General features: G+C 69.4%; 19 protein-coding genes. 10 read left to right on the top strand and 9 right to left on the bottom strand.

The window, feature by feature from the left end; all coding sequences use genetic code 11:
• Positions 1-2 precede the first annotated feature (2 nt).
• Entirely contained in the window at positions 3-1,616 is a 1,614-nt protein-coding gene (locus AB0I34_RS33350) for a Wzz/FepE/Etk N-terminal domain-containing protein (protein ID WP_360452829.1), read from the bottom strand.
• 185 nt (positions 1,617-1,801) lie between these two features.
• On the opposite strand from AB0I34_RS33350, the gene AB0I34_RS33355 reads away from it, so the two are divergent.
• A complete protein-coding gene (locus AB0I34_RS33355; RefSeq protein WP_360452831.1) occupies positions 1,802-2,308 on the top strand; it encodes a MarR family transcriptional regulator in 507 nt (168 codons plus the stop codon).
• Positions 2,308-3,915 (top strand): MDR family MFS transporter, encoded by a 1,608-nt coding sequence (locus AB0I34_RS33360; protein WP_360452833.1) that lies wholly within the window; start codon positions 2,308-2,310, stop codon positions 3,913-3,915. Before AB0I34_RS33355 ends, AB0I34_RS33360 begins: the two co-directional genes overlap by 1 nt.
• A 9-nt stretch (positions 3,916-3,924) precedes the next feature.
• Here the strand turns inward: AB0I34_RS33360 and AB0I34_RS33365 are convergent, their stop codons facing one another.
• Positions 3,925-5,181, bottom strand: a complete 1,257-nt coding sequence (locus AB0I34_RS33365; RefSeq protein ID WP_360452835.1) for an MFS transporter — start codon at positions 5,179-5,181, stop codon at positions 3,925-3,927.
• Positions 5,178-5,786: a helix-turn-helix domain-containing protein gene (locus AB0I34_RS33370; RefSeq protein WP_360452837.1), complete on the bottom strand. Its 609-nt coding sequence runs from the start codon at positions 5,784-5,786 to the stop codon at positions 5,178-5,180. Before AB0I34_RS33370 ends, AB0I34_RS33365 begins: the two co-directional genes overlap by 4 nt.
• A 146-nt stretch (positions 5,787-5,932) precedes the next feature.
• On the opposite strand from AB0I34_RS33370, the gene AB0I34_RS33375 reads away from it, so the two are divergent.
• Both AB0I34_RS33375 and AB0I34_RS33380 read left to right on the top strand, forming a co-directional pair.
• Positions 5,933-6,445 carry a sigma-70 family RNA polymerase sigma factor gene (locus AB0I34_RS33375; protein ID WP_360452838.1) on the top strand — a complete coding sequence of 171 codons (513 nt, stop codon included), beginning with the start codon at positions 5,933-5,935 and terminating at the stop codon, positions 6,443-6,445.
• Positions 6,438-7,022 (top strand): hypothetical protein, encoded by a 585-nt coding sequence (locus AB0I34_RS33380; protein ID WP_360452840.1) that lies wholly within the window; start codon positions 6,438-6,440, stop codon positions 7,020-7,022. Before AB0I34_RS33375 ends, AB0I34_RS33380 begins: the two co-directional genes overlap by 8 nt.
• 39 nt (positions 7,023-7,061) lie before the next feature.
• Here the strand turns inward: AB0I34_RS33380 and AB0I34_RS33385 are convergent, their stop codons facing one another.
• From AB0I34_RS33385 to dacB, 3 genes are read right to left on the bottom strand one after another with little or no spacing between them, the layout of a single operon-like run.
• Positions 7,062-7,991 (bottom strand): GNAT family N-acetyltransferase, encoded by a 930-nt coding sequence (locus tag AB0I34_RS33385; protein WP_360452842.1) that lies wholly within the window; start codon positions 7,989-7,991, stop codon positions 7,062-7,064.
• Positions 7,988-8,941 carry a GNAT family N-acetyltransferase gene (locus AB0I34_RS33390; RefSeq protein ID WP_360452844.1) on the bottom strand — a complete coding sequence of 318 codons (954 nt, stop codon included), beginning with the start codon at positions 8,939-8,941 and terminating at the stop codon, positions 7,988-7,990. Before AB0I34_RS33390 ends, AB0I34_RS33385 begins: the two co-directional genes overlap by 4 nt.
• 49 nt (positions 8,942-8,990) lie before the next feature.
• Positions 8,991-10,562, bottom strand: a complete 1,572-nt coding sequence (gene dacB / locus AB0I34_RS33395) for a D-alanyl-D-alanine carboxypeptidase/D-alanyl-D-alanine-endopeptidase (RefSeq protein WP_360452846.1) — start codon at positions 10,560-10,562, stop codon at positions 8,991-8,993.
• Positions 10,563-10,715: 153 nt separating this feature from the next.
• Between dacB and AB0I34_RS33400 the strand changes: the two genes are divergently transcribed.
• From AB0I34_RS33400 to AB0I34_RS33415, 4 genes are all read left to right on the top strand, one after another.
• Complete coding sequence (locus AB0I34_RS33400) at positions 10,716-12,026, top strand: family 43 glycosylhydrolase (RefSeq protein WP_360452848.1); 1,311 nt, start codon at positions 10,716-10,718, stop codon at positions 12,024-12,026.
• Positions 12,027-12,232: 206 nt separating this feature from the next.
• A complete protein-coding gene (locus AB0I34_RS33405; protein ID WP_360452850.1) occupies positions 12,233-14,341 on the top strand; it encodes an alkaline phosphatase family protein in 2,109 nt (702 codons plus the stop codon).
• Positions 14,342-14,344: 3 nt separating this feature from the next.
• Positions 14,345-15,109: an MBL fold metallo-hydrolase gene (locus AB0I34_RS33410; protein WP_360452852.1), complete on the top strand. Its 765-nt coding sequence runs from the start codon at positions 14,345-14,347 to the stop codon at positions 15,107-15,109.
• Entirely contained in the window at positions 15,106-15,699 is a 594-nt protein-coding gene (locus tag AB0I34_RS33415) for a VTT domain-containing protein (RefSeq protein ID WP_360452854.1), read from the top strand. Before AB0I34_RS33410 ends, AB0I34_RS33415 begins: the two co-directional genes overlap by 4 nt.
• On the opposite strand, the gene AB0I34_RS33420 is transcribed toward AB0I34_RS33415, so the two are convergent.
• Complete coding sequence (locus AB0I34_RS33420; RefSeq protein WP_360452856.1) at positions 15,685-16,326, bottom strand: TIGR03085 family metal-binding protein; 642 nt, start codon at positions 16,324-16,326, stop codon at positions 15,685-15,687. The genes AB0I34_RS33415 and AB0I34_RS33420 overlap by 15 nt on opposite strands.
• Positions 16,327-16,420: 94 nt before the next feature.
• On the opposite strand from AB0I34_RS33420, the gene AB0I34_RS33425 reads away from it, so the two are divergent.
• Both AB0I34_RS33425 and AB0I34_RS33430 read left to right on the top strand, forming a co-directional pair.
• Positions 16,421-18,271, top strand: coding sequence for an ABC transporter ATP-binding protein (locus AB0I34_RS33425; protein WP_360452859.1), 1,851 nt, complete (start codon positions 16,421-16,423; stop codon positions 18,269-18,271).
• Complete coding sequence (locus tag AB0I34_RS33430; protein WP_360452861.1) at positions 18,268-20,064, top strand: ABC transporter ATP-binding protein; 1,797 nt, start codon at positions 18,268-18,270, stop codon at positions 20,062-20,064. Before AB0I34_RS33425 ends, AB0I34_RS33430 begins: the two co-directional genes overlap by 4 nt.
• A gap of 127 nt (positions 20,065-20,191) precedes the next feature.
• Here the strand turns inward: AB0I34_RS33430 and AB0I34_RS33435 are convergent, their stop codons facing one another.
• A complete protein-coding gene (locus AB0I34_RS33435; protein ID WP_360452863.1) occupies positions 20,192-20,512 on the bottom strand; it encodes a Fe-S cluster assembly protein HesB in 321 nt (106 codons plus the stop codon).
• 209 nt (positions 20,513-20,721) lie between these two features.
• Entirely contained in the window at positions 20,722-21,732 is a 1,011-nt protein-coding gene (locus tag AB0I34_RS33440; protein ID WP_360452865.1) for a hypothetical protein, read from the bottom strand.
• Between the last annotated feature and the right edge of the window lie 101 nt (positions 21,733-21,833).

A 21,833-nucleotide genomic window follows, 5' to 3' on the forward strand; every position in this document is an offset into this window, starting at 1 on the left:
CATCAGTCCTGTGGTTGGTGTGCCGATGTACGGCGGCCCCTGCCGGGCCGGAATGCCAGCATTTCGACCGGCTGCATGGGCTCAGATCCGATCCGCGCTCGCAGCCAGCCGACGACCTTCGGTCCAGGACCGGTCCGCCGGTAGATGTAGCCGGCGACACTGGGCTCGACCTGCTCGAGTCGCTCCACCACTGTCACGTGGTCCTGCACCTGTTCGCCGGGGCCGAGGACGACGACGGTCGCATCGGAGTCCTGCACCAGTTCGACGGCGTTCGCCGCCGTCAGCACGGCGGGGCTGTCGATCAGGACGAGTTCGAACGACTCCTTGGCCTCGGCGATCAGCTTCCCCACCGCCTCGGCGTACGCCGTGCCGCTGGTCCGCCGCACCCGGGTGGGACCCGCCCGTAGGACGGTGACGTCCGCGTTGAGCGGGCTCGGCTCGATGCACTCCGACACCGGACAGCACCCGGCCACGACCTGTTCGAAGCCGTCGGACTGCGGGCTGCCGGGGAGAAGCAGACCGGTCAGGGCACTCGCGCCCGCATCGGCGTCCACCGCCAGTACGGGCGTCCCGCTCTCGGCTACCGCGAGCGCGACATTGGCGACGACCGTACTCCGCTCGGATCCGCTCTCGGCCGAGAGGAAGACGACGGCCATCCGGTGGTCCCGGCCGGAGCGCAGGCGCTCGACGGACCCCGCGGTGAACCGGAACGCCTCGGCGGCCGCGGACTGCGGATCGGCGGCCATCGGCAGGGGATGGGCGTTAGCCGACAAGGTGGATCGGATCCGGTTCCGGCCGGTCGGCGGGATGTCGCCGAGGAGAGGCGCGTCGTAGATCGCGACCGGGTCGAGGCGGTCGTCGAGACACCGCCGGCGGCCGGCCCGCAGATAGGCCAGTACGGCACCCAGGGCGAGGCCGGCCACCAGCCCGATCGCACCGGACCGCTTCGCGTTGCCGTTGATCGGCAGCTGCGGTTCGGCGGCCCAGGTGACGGTCGGGTGGGTGGCGAGGGCCAGCTGCAGATCTACCAATGTCTGCGTCCGCTGGTTCTGCAGGTCGGTCCGCTGGCCCTGGGTCCGGGCGTCGTCGATGGCTCGCTGGACCGCGGCGACATCGGCCGCACCTTGAGCCGCGATGGAGGCGGACCGTGCGTCATCGAAGGCCTTGAGCACCGCGTTGACACCGGCCTGGGCGACCTTGCTGCTCGGCCAGGTGAAGGTCAGCGCGACGATGCTGGAGCCGAAGCCGCCCGGTGTGGCCTGCTCCGGTGGGGTGATCTCCAGTGAGCTGTCCTCGCCCGCGAAGTCGCGCCGGGTCAGCGCGTTGCCGTTCAACTCCGCGTTGGCGAAGCGGACCGCGCGGTCGGCCACCTCCTGGGACTGCAGCAGCAGCACCTGACCGTCGAAGTACTGCGTGCGGGCCTCACCCTCGGCGAGCGTGCTCTGCGGCACCGTGACCGTGGCGTACGCGCGGTACACCTCGGCCTGTTGCATCGAGTACCCCACCGCTGCCACGGCCGTCAGCACAGCGATGACCGTGACCATGACCCAGTAGCGGCGTACCGCACTGAGGACAGTCGGCTCAAAGCGTGCTTGTTCGATTCCCGTGGCCTTCATGGCCTCACCTCAGTCGCTCCCCTGGACTTCGGTGCACTCCCCAGAAAATGCTCCCCTTCGGAGGATGATAGACGGAGAGTGGCTAGAATGGCGCCCTTCTCCAGAATTTCTCACGCTCCGTAATTGAAACCGGCCAGTCTGCCATATGGTTGCAGAAACCAACTACTTTGACATATAGTTGGGTTATGCAACTAGCTCAGGAACCCCTCGTCCCGGGGGTAGAGCGGGACGCGTCGGCCCAGGAGCTGCTCGAAGGAGTCAGCTCGCTGGTACGGGCCGTGCGTTGTATCGAGCATCGGCATCTGATCCCTGAAGGCCGGCTGCGCCGCTCCGACGCGAGCGTGCTCAGGGTCCTCCTCAGGGACGGTGAGCAACGCGGCGGTGAGATCGCCGCCAAGCTCGGCGTCGACGCGTCGGTGGTGAGCCGGCAGCTGACCGCGCTGGAGGCCGACGGACTGGTGAGCCGTCGACCGGATCCGGCCGATGCGCGGGTCGGGCTGGTCAGCCTGGCTCCCCAAGGCAAGGCCCAGCTGGAGGCCTTGTACTCCACCTACACCCAGCAACTTCGTACCGCCATGGCGGACTTCGACGACGACGCGCTCCTTGCCGCTGCGGAAACCATGCAGCGGATCGCCCGCGCCATCACCGAAGCCGCCACGAGCGTGAGGCGATCTCAACCCACAGGAGACTGATGACTGTCATCGAGACCCGGCGTGCGCCTGTGCCCACCGCGCCGGAACTCACCCACCGCGAGATCCTCGAGATCCTGATCGGCCTGCTCGCCGCGCTGTTCACAGCGATGCTGAGCTCGACCATCGTCAGCAACGCCCTGCCGACGATCATCGCCGAGCTGGAAGGGACCCAGACGCAGTACACCTGGGTGCTGACGGCGAGCCTGTTGGCCACCACGGTGTCCACGCCGATCTGGGGCAAGCTCTCCGACTTGATGAGCAAGAAGCTGCTCGTCCAGCTGGCGATCTCCCTGTTCGTGGTCGGGTCGGCACTGGCCGGCATGTCCCACAACGTGCCGTTCCTGATCGGCGCCCGCGTCCTGCAGGGCCTCGCGATGGGCGGCCTGATGGCGCTGGCCCAGGCGATCATCGGAGCGGCGATCCCGCCCCGCAGCCGCGGCCGATACTCCGGCTACATGGGTGCGGTGATGGCCGTCGCGACCGTGAGTGGTCCGCTCATCGGTGGCGTCATCGTCGACACCTCGTGGCTCGGCTGGCGCTGGTGTTTCTACGTCTGCGTCCCGCTGGCCGTGATCAGCCTGGTCATCCTGCAGAAGTACCTGCACCTGCCGCTGATCAAGCGCAAGGTCCGGATCGACTACCTCGGCGCGGTGCTGATCAGCATTGCGGCGAGCCTGCCGCTGCTCTGGGTCACCTTCGCCGGTCACGACTTCGCCTGGATGTCGTGGCAGTCCGCGCTCTTCGTCGGCGGCACGCTGCTGGTCGGTTTCCTCGCCGTGCTGGTGGAGAACCGGGTCAAGGAGCCGCTGGTCCCGCTGAAGGTCGTGCGGGAGCGGACCACCGCGCTGGCGATCGTCGCCAGCCTGGCGGTCGGTGTCGCGATGTTCGGCAGCGCGCTGTTCCTCGGCCAGTACTTCCAGATCGCCCGCGGCTACAGCCCGACCGAGGCCGGTCTGCTGACCATCCCGATGATGCTCGGGTCGTTCCTCGGCTCGGTCGGCTCCGGTCAGATGATCACCCGGTTCGGCAAGTGGAAGCGCTACTTGGTTGCCGGTGGCATCCTTCTGGTCGGCGGCCTGACGGTGCTTGGCACGATCGACCACACCACGCCGTACTGGTACGTCGGACTCGGCATGCTGGCGATGGGTCTCGGCATGGGCATGACCATGCAGAACCTCGTCCTCGCCGTACAGAACACCGTTGACGTCTCGCAGATCGGTGCGTCGAGTGCCACGGTCTCGTTCTTCCGCAGCCTGGGTGGTGCCGTCGGCGTGTCGGCTCTGGGTGCCGTCCTCGCGGTCCGGGTGCAGGATTCGATCGTCGCCGGTCTGCTCGCCAGTCCGGGTGGCGCCGACGCCGCGCGCAAACTGCAGGAGGGTGGCTCCGGCAGCACCAGCCTGCTGGACGTCGGCCACCTGCCGGCGCAGTTGGCCGAGCTTGTGCGGCAGTCGTACGGCGATGCGACCGGTCAGATCTTCCTGATCGCGGCCGCCTGTGCGGTGGTCAGCCTGATCGCGGTGCTGTTCATCAAGGAGGTCCCGCTCCGGCTGACGGTCGCCAAGGTCAACGACGTCGAGGACCTCGCCGACCGCGCGGTGCACGACTAAGGGCCACGACTAGAACTCAGGAGGCTCGAGTCCGTCGAGTTCGCGGGTGCGGATGTTCGGCGAGCCGACGAGCCACAGGACGGCAAGCAGGCCGCCGGCCGCGGAGACGAGGAGGGTTGCCCGGACACCGATCCAGGTGCCGAGCAACCCACCGACGACCGCGCCGAGCGGCCTGATGCCGTAGTTGATGGTGCTGTAGGCCCCCGACACCCGGCTCCGCATGTAGTCGTGCGTGACGGCGGCCTGCAGCGAGTTGTTCGGTATGTCGAAGCACATGACAGCGAACGCGCCGACGAACTCGGCCGCCGCCAGCGCGGTGGCCTTGACCCAGGTCGGGCCGTCGGCGAACGCCGCGATCGCGATGGCGCCGGGGAAGACCACGGCGCCGGCGGCGATCAACGGTCCGACGCCGAAGATGCAGCTGAGCGGGGAGGCGGCGACCGCGCCGAGCAGCCCACCGGCCGCACCGATGCCGAACGCGATCCCGATCGTCCCCGCGGACAGCTCCAGCTCCCGGCTGGCGAACAGCACCAGCAAGGCGGTGCTGATCAGGTTGAAGAAGTTGACGGTCGTCGAGCAGGCCAGGCTGCGGCGGAGGTACGGATGCCGGAGCAGGTAGCGCATGCCGGCGCGGGCGCGGCGCAACAGCGGTTCCGCTGTCTCGTCCGAGGCGGCCGGGGTCATCTCGATCCGGCGGATCTGGAGGGCGGAGAACGCGAAGGTCAACGCGTCGACGACGATCGCGACCGGTGCGGTCAGCCACTGCACGAGCAGGCCGCCGAGCGCGGGACCACCCATGAACGAGATCGACCTGGTCGCGGACAGCTTGCTGTTGGCCTCCAGGAACTGATCCCGCCCGACCAGCGCGACGAAGAACGACGCGTACGCGGTGTTGAACACGACATGCGCCGTACCGGCGAGGATCGCGATCACATAGAGCTGGCCGAGGGTGAGCGCGTCCAGCCAGTACGCCGCCGGCAGCGAGAGCAGGAGGACGGTCCGGGACAGGTCGGCCGCGATCATCAGCGGGCGCTTGTCCCGGCGGTGGTCGACCCACGTGCCGATGAACAGTGACGCGAGGTTCGGCAGCCAGACCGCCGCGGTCAGGAACCCGACCTGACTGGGCGAGGCGTTGAGCATGGTGACGGCGATCAGCGGCAGCGCCAGCTCGGTGATCCGGTCGCCGAACTCGGACACGCCCTGCGCGGACCAGAAGGTCCGGAACCGGCGGTCCCGCCAGAGACTGGTGGCGGACAGCGTGCTCACGGCGATCCCCCAGGCGGAGTTGTTGCTTCGGGCAACGTCATCCGCAGGTAGCGGACCGAGCCCGCGTCCGGTGGCGTCTCGCCCTCGTTGCGGCGTTGGACGTACGGCGCCAGCAGTTGCTCGATCGCGGATTCGATCGCCTCGGCCTCGGCCGGTGTGATGACCAGCCGGGTGTTGGCGGACCCTGCGACGCGGCTCCACCCGGCCTCGAGTCCGGGCTCGGTCTCGGCCAGCCACTGCTGCACCGCCTCGAGCGACTGGTTGATCATCTCGGCGCGGAGCAGCCGGCCGGCCTCGGCACCCTCCGGGGTGTCGGGCATCTCGTAGCGGAATCCGCGCGAGACCGCGCTCCACCAGCGCTGCCGCCGGTCCGAGCCGCCGTCCGGGGGAGGCCCGTCCACCACCAGACCGAAGTTCGCCAGGTGCCGCAGATGCCAGCTGGTGACTGACGGCGAGGCGCCCACGTGCTCGGACAGCTGGGTCGCCGTGGCCGGGCCGTTGCGCTGCAGCCAGCTGAGCGCCGCCAGCCGAACCGGGTGAGCCAGCGCCCGCATCGCCTGCGGGTCGGTGATCTCGAAATCGCCGTACGGATTTCTGAGAGACATGTTTCGAGAGTAATCTCTCAGATCTCCTGGGAGCAAGACCTGGCACTCTGGCCGGGGTCGCGCGAAACTTCTCCGCACCGGGACGGAACCGGGTGGGCTGGTCGCGCGTGTTAGCCGTGTGACGACCCGTTGGGGAGGTGCGCGGCGTGCACGACAGCGACGGTGACCCGGCTGCCGACGTGGCGGCGCTGTACCGCCGGACGTGGCCGCGGCTGATCGGTCTGCTGGTGTCGATCGGCGGATCGCGCGCCGACGCCGAGGAGGTCGCCCAGGACGCGTACGTGAAGCTGCTCGGCCGGTGGGACTCGATCCGCCGGTACGACGACCCGGAGGCCTGGGTGCGTGCGGTCGCGGTCCGGACGCTGGTGAGCCGGTTGCGTCGGCAGCAGGTGGCGACGCGCGCACTGGCGAAGCTCCGCGGACGGCCGGTCGCCGTCGAGGGCCCGGATGGTGACGCACTGGATGTCGCCGCCGCCCTGGCGCGGATCACGCCCGAGCAGCGGGCGGTCGTCGTACTGCACCACGTGATGGATCTGCCGGTGGAGCAGATAGCCGAGGAACTGCAGGTCGCGGCGGGCACGGTCAAGTCCCGCCTGGCGCGGGCGCGGCAGGCCCTGGCGCCACTGCTCACGGTCAAGGAGGTGTCCGAGCATGCGTGAAGCCCTGATGGAGTACGTCGACGAGCTCACGCCGGCCGAGGCGCCGCCGTTCGAGTACGTCGAGCGCACGGCCCGGCAGCGTCGTCACCGGCGCCGGGTTGTGCTGGCTGCGGTGGCGGCGGTTGTTGTGGTTATCGGGGGAGTCGCCGCCACTGTCGGCCTACCACGCGCGGGCGAGGAGCCCGCCGGACCGGAGAAGACCACGAACTCCCTCGACGACGGTCCACCGCCGAGCCAGTTCAAGGTCGGTACGACGGTCATGGTGCTGCAGGGTGAGGTCGGCGTGATGTCCGCGACACCGGTGCCGGACCACCCGTCCGTGCTGATGGTGAGCGTCGGACCCGGGATGGGTAACCCGCAGCCGTGTGTGCCGAGCACGGTCGTCCGCATCCTGTCCCAGGACCACACCTCGGTCCGGATTGCGGCGTACCGCTACACCGCCGTCGCGGATCAGCCGGAGACTCGGCACTGCAGGCCGTCCCTCGGTGCGATTGCGGTCGACCTCGACCTGCGCAGTCCACTCGGCGACCGCACCGTCTACGCGGGCAGCAGCGGTCAACGCGCCGTCCTGAACTGACGCCTCGCCGGGGTGGACCGCGACCACCCCGGCGGGCGTCTATACGCTCCTGCGCCAGATGTCGCTGATCAGGTCGGGCTTCATGCCGACCGCGGTGTAGAGGGCGACGGCGGGTGTCGGGTTGCTGCTGTCGACGTGGAGGATCGTGCCGGAGCGGCCGGCGGCGGCGTCAACGGCGAACGCGTCGTGCAGCAGGAACTTCGCCAGCCCGCGACCACGCGCGGACGGTACGACGGCCAGTCGACCGACGTACCCGCAGTTGTCGGTGCTCACGAAGTTGTCGTTGCACTCGGTCACGGCCACCGCCTGGCCGTCGAGCTCGACCGTCGTGAGCTGCGACCAGTCGAACGTCGACCGGCTCTCCCGCGACGCGAACCACTCGTCGTACGGCCGTGGATCGGCCCCGGCCTGCCCGCGGAACGCCTCCACCAGTACGGCGTGAGCCGCCCGGCGACTGCGGTCGTCGAAGGCCCCGCGTCGTACACTCGCGCCTTCCGGCACCGTCGGCGCCGGGATCTGGCCGTCGAAGTCGATGCGCATCCGGTGGATCGACGTGCCGATCGTAAAGCCGTGGGCGGCGACGATCTCCGGCAACAGCTGGTCCTGACGAATCACGCCGACACTCGCCACCACCTCGCCTGGCGCACCGTCGGACGCCCGTTGCATCGCCCGATCGAGAAGCCACCCGACGATGGCCGGATTCTCACTCAGCACCTCGAGATTCGCCCGGGTCCGGTCGTTGTTCGCCGCCGCGGTCGCGGAGCCGGCGAACTCGCCTGCCTCGTCCGTCACCACCCACCCGTCGGTGGCCGGATCGAAACCCGGGTCTCGCAGGTAGTTCGCCACGTCCTCGAAACTGTGCTTCGAGAACCCGATCAATGCGCTGGTGTAGGCGCCGGACCGCTCGGCGATCAAGGCGGCGTCCTCCACCCGCATCGGGCGGACGGCGTAGCCGTCAGGCAACGTCATGCCGCCCGCACCTCCAACCGCCAGACGTCGATCACCAACGACGCGGACATGCCGACCGACAGATAGAGGCCGAGGGCGGGCGTCGGGTTGTTCGTGTCCACATGCAGGATCGTCCCGGCCAGCCCGGCCGAGGCATCCTGCGCGAACTGATCTCGCAGCAGGAACTTCGCCAGTCCGCGCCCACGGGCCTCCGCGACCACGCCCAGCCGCCCGATGTAGTTGCAGTTCTCGTCCTCGAGGAACTGGTCCGTGCACTCCCGGAACGCGACCACCTTGCCGTCCAGGTCGAGCAGTGTGATCTGCGACCAGTCGAACGACGACTGGTTCTCGTGCGACGCGTGCCATTCCTCGAAGGTCCGTGGGCTGAACCCGAACTGGCCTGCGAACGACGAGTTCAGCACGTCCTGGGCCGCCCGTCGGCTCGCCTCGTCCGGCGCACCTCGGCGCGCCGTGATCCCGGCCGGCACAGCGGGTACTTCGACCGGTCCGGCGTGATCGATCCGCATCCGGTGGTACGTCGTACCGGTCGTGAAGCCGTACTCGGCCAGCCGGGCGCGGCGGGATTCGTCGGCGCGGTAGACGCCCACGTCCACAGGCACGGAGGCGTGCCCGTACGCGGTCGCGATCTCGGCTGCGCGGCGGGTGAGCTCGCCGAGCAGGTAGGCCTCGACGACCGGCTCGGCGGTGACGACGTAGACGTCGAGCTGGTGGCGGTCGCCCTTGCCGTAGATGGTGGCGAAGCCGGCCAGGCGATTGCCGTCGAAGACCAGCCAGCCGTCCGTCGCGGGCTCGAATCCGGGCGCGGTGAGCTCGTCGACGACGTCGTCGAGGGTGAAGTCGGCGAAACCGATCACGGCCATGTTGCAGGCGGCGACCAGGTCGAAGACCGCTTCCGCGTCCTCCTTGGCCGGCGGTCGGACGGAGTACGTGGCAGGCAGTACGGCGGTCATCCCCACATCGTGGTGAACGACCGCCGTACTGTCGAACTGATTAGCCGGATCAGCAGGCCTTCTCCCACTCGAGGTCACAGCTGGACTGGCTGGTCCGCAGGGTGTTCGGGCTCACCGCGGCGGGCGGTGCCTGGTCGCTCCACGACGCGAGCGTGACGCCGACCGCATCCTCGATCGACCGCGGGCTGACCAGGTAGTTGTTGCTGATCATCGAGAACACGAGCTTGCGGCCGTCCTGGTTGCTGACGTAGCCGGACAGCGCCGTCACGCCGGTGAGCGAGCCGGTCTTGCCGTGCAGGTTGTTCGCGGCCGGGGTGTTCAGCATCCGGCTGCGCAGGGTGCCGCCGACGAAGCGTGCCGGGTTACCCGCGATCGGCAGGCCGTCGTACCACTGCTGCCACCACGGCTCCTTCTGGACGCCGATCAGGATGTCGGTGACGCTGTCCGCGGTCACGTTCACCTTGCGGGACAGGCCGGAGCCGTCGGAGAGCCGGATCCGGCTGGTGTCGACGCCGACGCTCTTGGCGTAGTCGGTGACGACGCCGAGACCCGCGGACCAGCTGCCCTCGGCCTCGACCACGGCACCCATCGCCTTGACCAGCGTCTCGGCGTGCATGTTGTTCGACAGCTTGAGGAACGGCGTCATCAGTTCGCCGACCGTCATCGACTCGTCCCGGGCCAGCCGCCGCGCGGTGGCGGGGGAGGCCGCGTTCTTGATGTGACCGTCGACCCGGATGCCTTCGGAGGCGAGCGCGCGCTCGAACACGTCGGCCGCGTAGAGCTCCGGCTCCCAGACAGTCACCCACTCCTGACCGACCGAGGCGCCGAGCGGAACCGAGCCGGTCACCCGGACGATGTTGGTGCCGTGGTCGCGCTCGATGCTGAGCGTGTTCGACGACCCGGCCGCACCGGTCTTCGCGGTGTTGACCAGCTTGAGTACGCCGTTCCCCGGGACCAGCGTGAGCTTGACGGGTGCACCGACCGCTGCGCCGGGCCGGCTCTCGACGATCGCCGTACCCGAGTCGTAGTCGGTGTTCGGCGCGAGCGTGAGGGCGGAGATCTGGGCCGAGTAGTAGAACGGCTCGTCGTCCCAGGCCCAGCTGTCACCGAGCCGGGCGTGGTCGAAGTAGGTGTCGTCGGCGATCAGGTCGCCGTCGACGCTGCGGACGCCGGCCGCGCGGAGCTGCTTGGCCAGTCCCACGTAGTCGGACTCGAGCGCGGTCGGGTCGCCGTACCCCTTGAGGTAGAGGTCCCCTTGCAACTTCCCGCTGCGGACCGGCGCCGTCGCCAGTACGTCGGTGTGGAAGCGGTACGACGGGCCGAGCGTGTGCATCGCGGCCGTCGACGTGAAGAGCTTGGTGTTCGAGGCGGGCAGCATCCGCTGATCGCCGTTCCGGTCGTACAGCGTCTCGCCGGTCGTCGCGTCCCGCACCACCAGCGCGACCTGCGACCCGTCGTACCGGGCGTCGTTCAGCAGCGTGTCCAGCTGTTGCTGTAACGCCGTTTCCTGCACGCCGGCCGGCGCTCCGGCCGACTGTGTCACCACGCCGCCGACAGCCGCTGCGACAACGGCGACGGCGGCGACCACCCCGCGCCCCGACACTCTCGGTAAATAGCTCACGAGAACTCCCTCAAACCCAGGCGGAAACCAACAGCGGGAGTCTGTACCCCGGATCGCTCCAGGTCCAGGGATCGGCACAATTCCGCTCTGTCCATCCAGGTGAATCGATGGAAAACTGCTCCGCACAGGTTCCGCCCCACCTGAGGAGTACTGATGTTCCGACGACTTCTGGTGGCCGCGCTGGCCGCACTCAGCCTGGCCGCCCTGCTCTCGGCACCCGTGCAGGCCACGCCCCAGCGAGCTACGGCGGCAGAGTTCCCGGCCGAGATCATCGGCGAGGACTTTCCCGATCCGGACGCCTTCGAGCAGAACGGCACGTGGTACGCCTACTCGACGAACAACGGCCGCGGGCATGTGCCGGTGGCCAGCGCCACGAGCGCGAGCGGGCCGTGGACCATCCGCGGCGACGCCATGCCCGGCGGTCCGTCCGCGGGCTGGGCCCAACCCGGCCGGACCTGGGCACCGGATGTGTACGCGAACGCGGACGGCACCTACACCCTGACGTACACGGCCTGGCACAAGGCGTCCGGGCGGCAGTGCATCGGCGTCGCGACCGCGACCTCACCGCTCGGCCCGTTCAACCCGGTCGGTAGTGCGCCGCTGATCTGCCCGCTCGACCTCGGTGGCGCGATCGACGCGAACACCTTCGTCGCAGGAGACGGCACCCGCTACCTGGTCTGGAAGAACGACGGCAACGCCATCGGGCAGCCGTCGACGCTCTGGCTCACCCGGACGGCGAACAACGGTACGACGCTCGCCGGTGGCAACACCGCGCTGCTGACCTCCAGCGGCATCATCGAGGCACCCGACCTGGTCCAGCGCGGCAGCCAGTACGTCTTGTTCTTCTCCGGTGGCGGCTACACCGACTGCAACTACCTCACGTCGTACGCGACCGCGGCCAGCCTGAGCGGTCCGTGGACCACCGCCTTCCGGCCGCTGATGACGACCGCGACGTTCGACAACCACATCTGCGGGCCTGGAGGCGCGGACTTCGTCGGCGACAAGGTGTTCGTGCACGGGTGGGTGAACGGGTCACGGCACCTGTACGTCGCCGACGTCGGATGGGCGAACGACTACCCGGTCGTCCGGGGCAGCCGGGTCCGGTACGAGGCCGAGCGCGGCACGCTGAACCACTGCCAGGTCCGCTCGAACGCCGCCGGTGCCTCGGACGGCAAGGTAGTCGCGTACATCGACTTCGCCGACTCGTGGGTCGAGAACTCGGTGTTCGCGCCGGTCGCGGGCGGTTACACCCTGCACGTCGGCTACGCGAACGGTTCCGGCGCCGCCGCCAGCCACGGCCTGGTTGTCAACGGCAACAACCAGGGCTCGGTCAGTTACCCGGTCACCGGCTGGGACAACTGGCAGCAGAGTTCGGTCCAGGTCACACTCAACGCCGGCTGGAACACCATCCGCCTGACGAAGGGCGACCTCTACACGGAAGTCGACTATCTCGAAGTGCAATAGAGCGCCGCCTTCGGCGGCGGCGAGGGAGAGGGAAGTCGACTGTCTCGAGCTTCAGTAAGCTGCCGGGTCAGGGAATCACCCGGCGGTTCCCCGGGTCCGACCCGGGAACCACCCGTCCAGGGCGTGGCGCGGTGCAACTGCGCTGCAGCATGCCTCGTACCCTCGGTACAGCACAGCAGGACGGACGGGGAGCACGAAAGCGGGCCATGGCGAAACCACCTGAGCAGGTCTCGGACCGGCGACGACGGCCGTTCTGGCTCGACCTGCGCCGTACCGGCCGGGGACTGCAGGCGATGCTGCTGGGCGGCCTCCTGTCGCTGATCTCGCTCGTCATCACGTTCTGGACGCTGCCGCAGATCAGCAGTGACGGCCGGATGCCGATCCTGCGCCTGGTCCTGCTGCTCGCGCTCTTCAGCATCCTGATGCGCTGGGTGCTGGCCGGGGTCGCGATCCTGATCGGGTCGATCGGCGTCCTGGTCGGCGGGTTGCTCTCGCAGTTCGGCGTCGTCTACCTCGGCATCACCGTGGATCCCGGGGTGACCCTGCACGGGGGCGTGGGGGCGCCGCTGCTGGTGGCGGTCGTGATGGCCTCGGTCAGCGCATTCGTCGGCTGGATCGCGTACGCCGGGAGTGACGACGCGTACGTCGCCGAGGTGATGCGGGTCGTGCACCGGAGGGCGCGGAAGATCGAGGCGGCGCCGAAGACCGGGATGCTGATCATCCAGATCGACGGGCTGTCCGCCCCGCTGCTGAACTGGATGGTCCTGGCCGGCAACCTGCCCAACCTGGGCGGCTGGATCCGGGACGGCAAGCATTCGATGGTCGGCTGGCACACCGGCGTACCGGCGACCACCCCGGCCAGCCAGGCCGGCATCCTGCACGGCGGCTCGAAGCACATCCCGGCGTTCCGGTGGTACGAGAAGGAAACCGGCCGGGTGATGGTGACCAACCGGGGCCGGGACGCGGCCGAGATCGAGACCCGGATGTCCACCGGGCGCGGCCTGCTCGCCGACGGCGGCGTCAGTATCAGCAACAACTGGTCCGGGGACGCGGACAAGTGCGAACTGGTCTTCAGCCGGGCCGCGCTGCCGAACAGCCGCAGCCGGGGCTATGTGCGGTTCTTCTCCAGCCCGCAGGGCGCCGCGCGCGGACTGATCCTGTGCTTCGCGGAGATCTTCAAGGAGCTGCACCAGGCCCGGCGCCAGCGGGTTCGCCACCTGGTCCCGCGGGTCAAGCGCGGTGGCGCCTACATCTTCCTGCGCGCGATCACCAACGTTCTGCTCCGCGACCTGAACGTCTCGCTGATCACCGACGAACTGGTCAAGGGCACCCCGGTGATCTACTGCGACTTCGTCGACTACGACGAGGTCGCGCACCACGCCGGGCCGACCCGGGCGGAGTCCCTGCAGACGCTGGAGGGCCTGGACCGGGTGCTCGGTGCGCTACAGCGGATCATCGACATCCTGCCGCACTCGTACGAGATCGTCGTGCTGTCCGACCACGGCCAGAGCCAGGGCTCGACCTTCCTGCAGCGGTACGGCCGGACCCTGACCGAGGTCGTCGACGACCTGGTCGACACCACCAAGGAGCCGGTCGCGGCCGTCGGCAAGGCCGAGGGCTGGGGACCGGTGAACGCGTTCCTGACCGAGCTGAGCCTGCGCCGGAGCGTGGCCGGTTCGGTCACCCGGAAGGCCCTGCACGGCAAAGCGTCCAGCGGCGGGGTTGAGCTCGGCCCGAAGGACTGCGAGCCACCGGTCGCCGCCGACGAGCAGATGGTCGTCACGGCGTCGGGCAACCTGGCGCTGCTCTACCTCGCCACCACGCCCGGCCGGGTGCCGCTGGAGGAGATCGAGCTGCTGCACCCCAAGCTGATCCCCGGTCTGGCCACTCACCCCGGCATCGGCTTCGTGGTGGTCGACTCGCTGGCCGAGGGGCCGGTGGCGATCGGCGGTGCGGGGGTTCACGTCCTGCGGACCGGCCGGATCGAGGGCACCGACCCGTTGACGCCGTACGGCGAGCAGGCGGCGGCGTCGCTGCTGTGGCAGGCGGAGATGCCACACAACGGGGACATCGTCGTGATCAGCCGGCTGGACGACTACACCCACGAGGTGGCGGCGTTCGAGGAGCTGGTCGGGTGCCACGGTGGCATCGGCGGCTGGCAGACCGACGCCGTCCTGGTGCACCCGAGTCGTTGGGTGCTGGCTGAGCCTCCCGTAGGCTCCGACGCGGTCCACAGACTGCTGATCAGCTGGCTGGAGCTCCTGGGCCATCGCAAGGACCTGGACAAGCCGGTCGAGACGAGTGTGGAGGCCTGACGCGTGCGGATCACCTGGTGGGGGCATGCCACCACCACCATCGAGGCGGACGGCACGCGGCTCCTGACCGACCCCGTCCTGACTTCGCGCATCGCGCATCTGCGCCGTCGCCGTGGTCCGGCCCCGCTGCCCGACGCAGGCCGGTGCGACGCCGTACTCGTGTCGCACATGCACTCCGACCACCTGCATCTGCCGTCGCTGGCGCTGGTCGCGCCGGACGCCGCGCTGGTCGTGCCGCGGGGATCGGCGAAGCTGATCCACCAGGACCAGGGCGCCGCGCTGTCGGACCGCTGCATCGAGGTCGCCCCGGGCAACCAGGTGCGGATCGGTGCCCTCGACATCACTGCGGTGACCGCTCACCACGACGGTCGCCGGCTGCCGTGGTCCTCGTACGCCGGACCTGCTCTCGGCTACCGCGTGGATAGCTCGCCGAGTATCTGGTTCGCCGGCGACACGGACCTGTTCGATGGTCTGGCGGCGGAAGCCGGTCCGGTCGACGTGGCCGTGGTTCCCGTCGGCGGCTGGGGGCCGTCGCTCGGTGAGGGGCACCTGGATCCGGTTCGTGCCGCGGAAGCGGTTCAGCGGGTCGGAGCCACGACGGCGGTGCCGGTACATTTCGGGACGTTCTGGCCGATCGGGTGCGACTGGCTCAAGCCGGAGCTGTTCCTGCCACCGGGGGACAGGTTCAAGACCGCGATGGCCGAGCTGGAGCCCGCGGTACGGGTCGAGCTCCTGGTGCCTGGCGAGTCGGCCGAGGTCAGCGGATGAGCGGCGACACGCGCTTTGACCTCTGGTACCTGTTCGCACTCGCGGGAGCCGTTCTGATCGGAGCGGTCCTGCCGGTGCTCCCGACCGGGGCGGCCGTCTCGGCCGGTGCCGTGCTGGCCTCGCACAGCAATCCAATCGGGCTGGTCGGCGTCCTGATCGCCGGTGCCGCTGGTGCGTACGTCGGCGACCTGATCGTGTACGCCGGTTGCCGGTTTGGCGGCGAGCGGCTGGCCAAACGCATCGGCTGGCTGCGCGACAACGCCTCGCTGGACGCACTGCGCGACCGCTTGGACGACCACGAGATAGGTGTGTTGCTGACGTCTCGGCTCATCCCGGGCGGCCGGGTCCCGGTGCTGCTCGCGGCCGGGCTGGCCGGGTACAGCTGGGAGCGCTTCGCGGTCGTGGACCTGGCCGCGTCGTCGATCTGGGCGGCGGTCTACATGGCGATCGGCCTCCTCGGTTTCGTCTTGTTCGACGAGCCGTGGCAGGGCGTGCTGGCCGCGATCGTGCTCGTCGTACTGACCACCGTGGCCAGCAGCATGGTCCAGCGAGCGCGTCGTCGGCGCGCGGGGAAGTCAGACTCCGAATGACGCGCTGCGGAGCCGCTCGACCGTCTCCGCGTCACCCTCGAGCTGGACGTCGGCCACCTGCTGACGGCCCATGCAGAACAGCACCAGCTCGGCCGGCTCGCCGGTCACAGTCACGGACCCGCGCTCGGTGGGTCGCTTCGCGACGGACGTCGTACCGTCGGGGAGTCTGAGCACCACGCCGCTCGGGGCCTTCCGGAGGAACGACTTCGCGCCGAGCCGGACGCCCTTCCACAGGCCCTCCTGCTGCTCGGCCGGCAGTGTGCGGACCTCGTACGACGGCTGGGCCCGGCGGACGTCCTCGTGGTGCACGAAGTACTCGGTGGTGTTGAGCTGGTGGCCGAGCTTCGGGAACGCGTAGATCGAGGCCCGGGGCGGCCCGTTGCGGACCTTGTCGACGACCTCGGCGAAGCTGTAGCGCCCCTTGGCCCGCGCCATCCGTCGCGCGGTGGTGTCCGACAAGGCCGGAATCATGATGCCGGGTCCCGCCATCGGATCGGCCTCCCGCACATACAGATGCACGGCGAGGTCGTAGGTCAACCATCCCTCACACAGCGTGGGCTGATCGGGCCCGAGCTGATCGAACAGATCACACAGAGCAAGTCGTTCTACCCGGCTGTAGTCGGTCACGAACTCGATCGTAGTTGTCTGCACCGAATGGCAGAATGTCAATCGTTGTCATGCTTGTGCCTGGTGTTCGCACCTGACTGCCCTGGAGAGTGTCTTGCAGCCGAAAGTCCCCGACAAGGGAAGTGTGACCCGGCGGGGGCTCGCAGTTCTGCGGGTCGCGATCTGGGAGGAGCCGTGGATCTTCGCCTTCTCCGTGCTCGCCGCCATGCTCTACGGAGCGATGACGGTGGCCATCGGCTTGGCGCTGGGCTGGGCGACCGAACACGTGCTCCGGCCCGCCTTCGAGACCGGTCACACCACCTTCGGTGCGATCGCCTCGCTGATCGGGCTGTTCATCGGGATCGCCATCCTGAACGCGATCGGCGTGGTCGGGCGTCGGCTCGGAGCCGGCGTGATGCAGTTCCGGCTGCAGGCGACGTACCGCCGCCGCGTCACCCGGCAGTACCTGAAGCTTCCGCTCGAGTGGCACCACCAGCACTCGACCGGCATGTTGCTGTCGAACGCCAACGCGGATGTGGAGTCGACCTGGTTCGTGATCGCTCCACTGCCGATGGCGATCGGTGTGATCGCGATGCTGGTGTTCGCGACCGTGGCGATGTTCGCGGCCGACCCCTGGCTCGCGCTCGTCGGCTGCCTGGTGTTCCCGCTGGTGTTCGTGGCGAACGTGATCTTCCAGCGCTACCTCCAGCCGCTCGCCACCCGGGCGCAGCAGCTCCGTGCCGACGTCTCCGAGGTCGCGCACGAGTCGTTCGACGGGGCGCTGGTGGTCAAGACGCTGGGTCGCGAGGCCGCCGAGACCGAGCGCTTCCGGGACCCGACGTACCAGCTGCGGGACGCGAACATCGCGGTGAACAAGGCCCGCGGCCTGTTCGACCCGGTGATCGATGGCCTGCCGCGGCTCGGTGTGCTCGCGGTACTGCTGGTCGGCGTCGTCCGGGTGCAGTCGGGTGGGGCGGACGCGGGTGACGTGGTCCAGGTGGCGTTCCTGTTCACGCTGATCGGCTTCCCGATCCGCGCGCTGGGCTGGGTGCTCGGTGAGTTGCCGCGGTCGGTCGTCGGCTGGGATCGGATCCAGCGGGTGCTGACCGCGGAGGGCGGGATCGAGTACGGCGAGGCGCGGCTGACCTCGACGAAGGCGGCCCGGTTGCAGGTGGCCGGCGTTCGGTTCGGGTACCTGCCGGACCGCGACGTACTGGCCGGAGTGGACTTCACTCTCGAGCCCGGACGGACCGTCGCGATGGTCGGGCCGACGGGCGCCGGGAAGTCCACGATGACCACGCTGCTGATGCGGCTGGTCGATCCGGAGCAGGGCGCGGTCAAGGTCGACGGGGTCGACGTGCGGGACCTGGCCCGCGACGAGCTGGCCGGATCGGTCGCGCTGGTGGCGCAGACCGCGTTCCTGTTCGACGACACGATCCGCGGCAACATCACGCTCGGCGGCGACTACAGCGACGAGGACGTCTGGGATGCGCTGCGGATCGCCCAGGGCGACGGATTCGTGAAGCAGCTGTCGGACGGTCTGGACACCAAGGTCGGTGAGCGCGGTACGACGCTGTCCGGCGGCCAGCGGCAACGCATCGCCCTGGCCCGCGCGCTGGTACGGCGTCCTCGGCTGCTGATCCTGGACGACGCGACCAGCGCGGTCGACCCACAGGTCGAGGCGCGGATCCTGGCCGGGCTGCGGTCCGCCGTACAGGACGCCGACGCGGCGACGACCGTGTTGGTGATCGCGTACCGGAAGGCGACGATCTCGCTCGCGGACGAGGTGCTGTTCCTGGACGAGGGCCGGATCGCGGCGCAGGGGACGCACACCGAACTGCAGGAGACGTCGGCCGCCTACCGGGATCTGGTCGACGCCTACGAGAAGGACGCGGAGCGACGCCAGGAAGAGGCGGATCTGGCCGCGGAGATCGACGATCTGGACTCGGAAGGAGCATCCGCGTGAGTGCGGCAGAAGCCAGCCGGTTGGACCACGGCGATGACGCCGGTGGTCTCGAGACCCTGCGGCAAGGGCTGAAGGTGTCGCCCGAGCTGGCGAACGGGTGGTGGGTCACCGGGATTCTCGCGCTGACCATGACCGCCGGGCGGATCGTCGTACCGATCGCGGTGCAGCAGACGATCGACAAGGGGCTGTCCGGTCCGGGCGGAGCGGACCTGTCGTACGTCGCGTGGATGTGCGTGGTCTGTACGCTCGGCATCCTCGTCACGGCCGGAGCGTCGTACCTGACGACCGTGCGGCTCGCGATCAACTCCGAGCACGGGCTGGCGACGATGCGGATCAAGGCGTTCCGCCATGTGCACGACCTACCGGTGCTGACCCAGAGCACCGAGCGGCGCGGCGCGCTGGTCAGCCGGGTCACGTCAGATGTGGACACGGTGTCGCAGTTCCTGCAGTTCGGCGGGTTCATCTTCCTGGTCAGCATCGGCCAGATGCTGCTCGCGACCGTGGTGATGTTCGTCTACTCCTGGCAGCTCGCGCTGGTGGTGCTGCTGTGCTTCATCCCGCTGTTCGCCAGCCTGAAGTACCTGCAGCGGGCGATGTCGAAGGCGTACGGCATCGTCCGGGCGAAGGTCGGCGAGATGCTGTCCGCGGTCGCCGAGCCGGTGGTCGGCGCGCAGGTGGTCCGCGCGTACGCGATCGAGAAGCGGACGCAGGACCGGATCGACACCTCGATCGAGGACTACCGGCGGCAGGCGACGAAGGCTCAGGCGCTCACGGGTGTGACCTTCTCGATCGGCGGTCTGGCGGCGGGTCTGGCCAACGCCGGTGTGCTGTCGGTCGGCGTGCTGCTGGGCGTCGACAAGCAGGCGACACTGGGGGAGCTCCTCGCGTTCATGTTCCTGGTGGCGCTGTTCTCCGACCCGGTGCAGATCGCGACGCAGGTGCTGACCGACGCGCAGAGTGCGTTCGCCGGCTGGCGTCGGGTGCTCGGGGTGATCGCCACGCCGGCCGACGTGGTCGACCCGGGTGAGTCAGGGGTGAAGCAGCCGCGCGGGCCGATCACGGTCGAGTTCGCGGACGTGGACTTCGCCTACCCCGAAGGCGAGTTGGTCCTGCGGGACGTCGGCGTACGGATCGAGCCGCATCGGCGGGTCGCGGTGGTCGGCGAGACCGGCTCGGGGAAGACGACGTTCGCGAAGCTGCTGACCCGGTTGATGGATCCGACCTCGGGATCCGTGTTGCTGGACGACGTGGACGCGCGGGAGATCTCGTTCGAGTCGCTGCGCGAGCGGGTCGTGATGGTGCCGCAGGACGGCTACCTGTTCGACGCGTCGCTGGCCGAGAACGTGCGGTTCGGCCGGCCGGAGGTCACGGACGCGGAGTTGCTGACGGCGTTCGAATCGCTCGGGCTGACGGACTGGCTGGACTCGCTGCCGGAGGGACTGGATTCGCCGGTCGGGCAGCGTGGTGAGTCACTGTCTGCGGGTGAGCGTCAGCTGGTCGCGCTGGTCCGGGCGAACATCGCGGACCCCGACCTGCTGGTGCTCGACGAGGCGACGTCAGCCGTCGACCCCGGCACCGAGGTCCGGGTCAACGCGGCATTGGAGCGGCTGATGGCCGGGCGTACGTCCGTCACCATCGCGCACCGGTTGTCGACCGCGGAGGCGGCCGACGAGGTGCTGGTCTTCGACAACGGGGAGATCGTGGAGCGCGGCGCGCACGCCGAGTTGGTCGGCGCCGGCGGGGTGTACGAGCGCCTGCACGACAGCTGGATCGCGCAGCGCAGCGCGGCCTGACCAGCCGGGCCTCACCGCCGGGCGAAAGATGGGCCAGACCGCTGGGCGAAGGGTGGGCCTGACCGCTGGGCGAGGGATGGAGCCGGGACCCCGGGAGGGTGGGTCCCGGCTGCACCCACGGTCATGCTCAGGCGGTCGGGGCAGCGCCGTTCTGCTGACCGGCCCCCGGCTGCGGCACGAGCAGGAACTCGACACCGCCCTTGTCGTCGACCGCTGCGTCCAGGATCTTGTCGTCCAGGGCGTTCGCGGCGTTCTCCTCCAGGAACACGCGTGCTCCGGCCTCCTCCACCACCTGGTCACCGGGCCGCGGCGCCTCCGTCGTCGTCACCGCGAGCGCCGGATCCGCGGGGTTCTCCTGCGAGATCCGCACCCCGGCCCCCTCCGGCGCGCCCTCGACCCCCGTGATGCTCTTGATCACCAGGGTCGCGTTCTCAGTCAGGGTAAGCACAGCCCACTCCATCCGTAGATTTCACTGAGCCCGCCCCGTGCCCGATCCCCCAGAACACAAACACCACCCCACGGCCCCGAGCCACCGCCCCCCGCGCCGCCGCCCCCCGAGCCACCGACCCCGGCGCCCGGTGGTGCCCCGGGCGACTTGGTGCACCACATACGTACGATTTCGCACTCGGCGTACGGATCCTGTGCACAAGGTCAGCTCTAGGCCGCGTCGCTCCCGGCCAGGCCGGGCAGGGGCGCTGGGCGCCAGGTCGGGGCCGGGCCGGTACGGCGGGATCCGCGATCGAAGGCGGCACGGAGTCGCCGTACCAGCTGGTCGGGGTGGGAGACAGCGTCCTCCCAGCCGAAGTGGACCAGTTCCACGCCGAGGTCCGCGAGTCGCTGGTCGCGCCGGAACGATCGGCGCAGCAACCGGCGCCGAGCCGTGGCGGTTGCTGCCTCGAACTTCTCGAGTCCGTCGGCCTCACCGACCGTACGGAAGTCCGGCCACCAGAGATCGACCCGCTCCTTCATCCAGCCGTGATGGTCCCAGAACTGCGCCTGAAGGAGCGGAACTGGCAGGCCGGCTTCGGAAAATACCGCGCGCGCGAACGACTCGAGCGCCGACTCCGCGCGCGAGTTCCCGAGCGCTACGGCTGCTCGCGCAGCCTGGACGCCGGGCCAGCGGCGCTGGCGCTGCAACACCGCTTCCAGATCTCCGCGGGACACGGACGTGGACAGGGCATGGTCGATCGTGACCAAGGCTTCGCGCAGCGGCAGCTCTCGGGCGAGGTCCACCGTGGTTCGTGCGTCCGAGGTGATCCAGAGGCCACGGTGCAGCTGGCAGTCCGCTGCCGTGAGGCCGGCGCAGCGCAGAACGACGTCCGCACGCTTCAGATTGCGCCGGGAGCCGGGCTCGCAGCTGAGCCAGATCGACCCGGGAGCCAGCAGGCGGTTCGGGTTCGTCCAGACCCGCAGTCCGGCGAGCTCTGCGGCTGTGCAGTGGCTGATGATCGACTTCGGATGCGCCGCCTGAGCGCACCCGGCGCGAGCCAGACGTGGTTCGAGGTCTCCTCTGACGTAGTAGGTGTGCGCACGCTGCAGGACACCGTTGCGCAGGAGCCGCTCGACGTCGTGCTTGCGCAAGCCCAGCTGTAGAAGCTCCAGATGCCGCAGAGGCCGCCCCCACTCCGCCACCAGCCGAACCCTGACCCCCTCCCCGAGCCTCTCCACGCTCCCATCCTCCCCAAAACCGCCGCCCCCTGCCCGGCCGCCCTGTGGATAACCCGACCTACTGCATGGCGTCCGTACGACGACGCGCGTCTGGTACGGAC

This window comes from Kribbella sp. NPDC050281 (genome assembly GCF_040655855.1).
GTDB lineage: Bacteria > Actinomycetota > Actinomycetes > Propionibacteriales > Kribbellaceae > Kribbella.